Annotated in this window: 2 protein-coding genes; both read left to right on the forward strand. The window is 47.8% G+C overall.

Annotation, left to right across the window (positions count from 1 at the left end):
• The first annotated feature begins 59 nt into the window (after positions 1–59).
• Positions 60–1,889 carry an ABC transporter ATP-binding protein gene (locus tag EGM68_RS11565; RefSeq protein ID WP_129549207.1) on the forward strand — a complete coding sequence of 610 codons (1,830 nt, stop codon included), beginning with the start codon at positions 60–62 and terminating at the stop codon, positions 1,887–1,889.
• Positions 1,864–3,729 carry an ABC transporter ATP-binding protein gene (locus tag EGM68_RS11570; RefSeq protein WP_058712389.1) on the forward strand — a complete coding sequence of 622 codons (1,866 nt, stop codon included), beginning with the start codon at positions 1,864–1,866 and terminating at the stop codon, positions 3,727–3,729. Before EGM68_RS11565 ends, EGM68_RS11570 begins: the two co-directional genes overlap by 26 nt.
• Positions 3,730–3,780: the final 51 nt, after the last annotated feature.

The raw sequence follows: 3,780 nt of genomic DNA on the forward strand, positions 1-3,780 counted from the left end.
TCGCCAATCTAAATAGTTCGCACTGCATAAAGTGTGGGCAATGAAAAAGAGGGATGCCCTTGTTTCGAGCAAATTCTGCTTTTAGGAGACTTACACGTTATATAAAACCGTATAACCTTTGGGTTTTTATAACCGTAATTTCTTCTTTGTGTTTGGCAGCTATTGACATTATTTTGGGTAAGGCCATAGAACAAATGGCACAGGGCACATTCTCCTCCACCCAGAACATGATCTATCTAGTTGTTGGTATGACGGTCATTGGAATGCCTTGTAAGTTTGTGATGAGGTACGCTTCAGCACGATTTAGTGTTAGTGCATTGCGTGACTTGAGAGGCGATCTCGTACATAAGTTTTATGATTTACCTGTTTCTAGCGTGGAGAGGAAGTTCACCGGAGATCTGGTATCCCGTCTAACAAACAATACGGCGCTGTTGCAGAACTTTTTTATCCAGCAATTTGCTAATCTGTTCTATTTGCCACTTGTGTTTACAGCATCATTAGCGTTGCTTTTACTGACAAGCTGGAAACTGGTTTTGGCAAGTCTTGCGCTTATGCCTGTAGGAATGATTATCACCTCACTGATGAGCAAGCCAATTGAAAAATACTCCAAGGAGCTTCAGGAGAAAATTGCTCATTTGAATGCGGTGGGACAGGATGCAATTGGAGGACTTCCTATCGTCAAGGCATTCAATATGCAGGCTGTGCTGTTGAAGAAGTATTTGGTGATTACGGAGGAGGTCATCCGGCGTGGGCTGCGGCTGGAAAAACGCTATGCGTTCATCACCCCAGTAGGTGTGATGATGCTGGCGACACCAATTATTTTGGTCATAGTGTGCGGGGGATATCTGATTCAACAAGGTGAGCTGAATGCTGGAGGCATTGTCCTTTTTTTATATCTGATTTCGTTCATCTTGCAGCCTGTCGCCATGCTGCCGACAATCATTTCACAAATGAAGGAAGCAGAGGGAGCTGCGAAGCATTTGTTTGAGGTGCTGGATTGGCCGGATGAACGGCAAGACGGGAAAATCACTACAATAAGCCAAAATCTCAAGGAAGACGATGCAGAAAGCAAGGACGACATTACTGTAGTCAGCTTTGAGCATTTGACCTTTGGCTACAACGAAGGGAACTCGGTGCTGAAGGATATTAGCTTTCAGGTAGGACAAGGTGAAACGGTAGCGATTGTTGGGGCCAGCGGTGGCGGTAAAAGCACAATTTTCAAGCTGCTATGCGGATTTAATGAACCTGGAGAACATGCTGGAGCCGTTCAATTATTTGGCAAGAATTTGACAGATTGGAACCTATCAAGCCTACGTAGCCATATCTCGATGGTATCTCAGGAACCGTCGCTTTTTCCGGCCACCATTGCAGAAAATATCGGATATGGCCGTCTGGAGGCGACTCGGAAAGAAATTGTCGAGGCGGCGAAAGCGGCACATGCGCATGACTTTATTGTTCAGCTACCAGAGGGATATGAAACTCTGTTGAGCGAGCGGGGAGGCGGATTGTCCGGCGGACAAAAGCAGCGTATTTCTATAGCAAGAGCATTGCTGAAAAATGCTCCGCTGCTTTTACTGGACGAGCCGACTTCAGCACTTGATAGCCAGTCGGAGGCTCAGGTACAGATTGCAATGAATGCAGCCATGCGAGACCGGACGGTACTGGTCATAGCTCATCGACTGTCAACTGTACGCCAGGCGAACCGCATTATCGTACTTGATCAGGGGAGCATTGTGGAATCAGGTACACATGAGGAATTACTAGGCCGTGATGGTGTGTACCGAAAGCTGTATTTGCAAAATTTTGAAGGACAGCAAACGGAGGAAGACGGGTATTCACTGCCTGAGGAAAGGAGTGAGCGTCGTGACCTTCAAGCAGGGGTTTTATGAATTTAAGCAATTGATGTCCCTGATGAAGCCGCATCGAAAATGGTATTTTACGGGGTTGGTTGGCAACAGTCTAACCAATGCCAGCATCACAATTTTGCTTTCTTTTGTGGTGCATAATCTGCTGAATTTTGCGGTTAATGGCGATGTACAGGAGCTATATCGAGCGGTCTATCTGGTCAGCGGGACATTTTTGGCATTAAGTCTTATTTCCCCTGTGTGCAGCTATATGTATAAACGCTGTGTCAAGCTTGCGATTGCCGATGTACGAATGAAGCTATTCGGCCATGTTGTCAAGCTATCGTATGAAAAAGCCGAAAAACATCATTCGGGTAATCTTGTATCCCGCATGACGAACGATGTGCAAGCGCTGGAGCAGGCTTATACCGTTCATATTCGCTCGATTATACTGGAAACTTCGCTTTTCTTAGGCTCATTAGTCATTCTGATGGTGCTGGATTGGCGATTTGGGGCTATGGCGGTTTTACTTGGTTTGGCTTCAGCCTGGATAAATGCTCATTTCGCGAAGAAAATGCGACACACGAGCGAAGAATTACAGGGACGGATGAGCAGATTTACAGAACGATTGAGTGATTTGCTTTCCGGATTACAGACGGTGAAGTTGTTTGGGCTCAGGGCAAAGGTAGGCGGACTTTGCAACGATGCAAGCGAAGACATAAATCGCATTAGTATCCGACAGGGACGTCATATGGGCTTGCAGGATATGTGCAATTTTGTCATTGAATTTATTACATTGGGCGGTGTGCTTGTTGCCGGATTGATCCTGGTTTCGCAGAAGCAAATGGAACTTGGAGTTTTGGGACAGATTGTGCAGCTGCAAACGGGTATTTCAACGGTGTTTTTGGAACTGGGGGCGGCTGTATCCCTGTTACAAAACTCTTTGGCAGGCTTGGCGCGTATCCGCGAAATCTTGAATGAGTCGAAGGAAGAGGAACAGTTCCCTGCGGCGAAGCAGAAGGGATCAGTAACCGGGCTTATCGATCTGGAGGTATCAGCTTCATCCGCCCGTGAACCTAAGGAATCTTATGGCGGTGTCGAGACTGTGGGTTCAGACCTCGCCATTGAACAGACTGCGGCTGCGCTGGAACTGCATAACATTACCTTTGGCTATCAGCCAGACCGTCCAACGCTGCGAGGATTGAACTTGGTCGTGCCAGAAGGGCAGGTAACCGCGATTGTTGGTCCGAGTGGGGGTGGCAAAAGCACAGTGATGAAGCTGTTACTGGGATTTTACCCACCGGATGAAGGAGTGCTGCGAGTTCGCGGCCGCTTCGCAGAAGAATTTCGGTTGGATGAGGTTAGGGAATTGATGGCCTATGTGCCACAGGAGGCTACACTGTTCCATGGTACAGTAGCGGATAATATCCGTTTTGGCTCACCGGATGCCACCGATGAGGAAGTAAAGGTTGCGGCCAAAACAGCCTATGCCAGCGGCTTCATAGCTGAGCTTCCGGAGGGTTATGACACGATTGTCGGTGAACGCGGAGCCAATTTGTCCGGCGGACAAAGACAGCGGATTGCGATTGCCCGTGCTCTGCTCAAAAATGCACCGATTTTGCTGCTGGATGAAGCGACCTCAGCCCTGGATGCAGAGTCGGAATACGAAGTTCAGCAGGGCTTAGATGAGCTGATGAAGGATCGCACCACATTAGTTATTGCCCATCGATTGTCTACGATTGAACGGGCGGATACGATCTGTGTCCTTGCCGATGGCGAGCTCAAAGAACAGGGAACTCATGACCAGCTCCTTGCTGAGGGAGGTCATTATGCGGAGCTGTACGAGCTTCAGTTTCGAAAGCATCCCGAGGAACAAACCGCATAAATATGCGAATTTTCTTTTTACCAAATATCTATTTTGCGAGGAGAGAGACGG

Origin of the sequence: Paenibacillus sp. M-152 (genome assembly GCF_003856555.1) — a bacterium.
Lineage (GTDB): Bacteria > Bacillota > Bacilli > Paenibacillales > Paenibacillaceae > Paenibacillus > Paenibacillus polymyxa_C.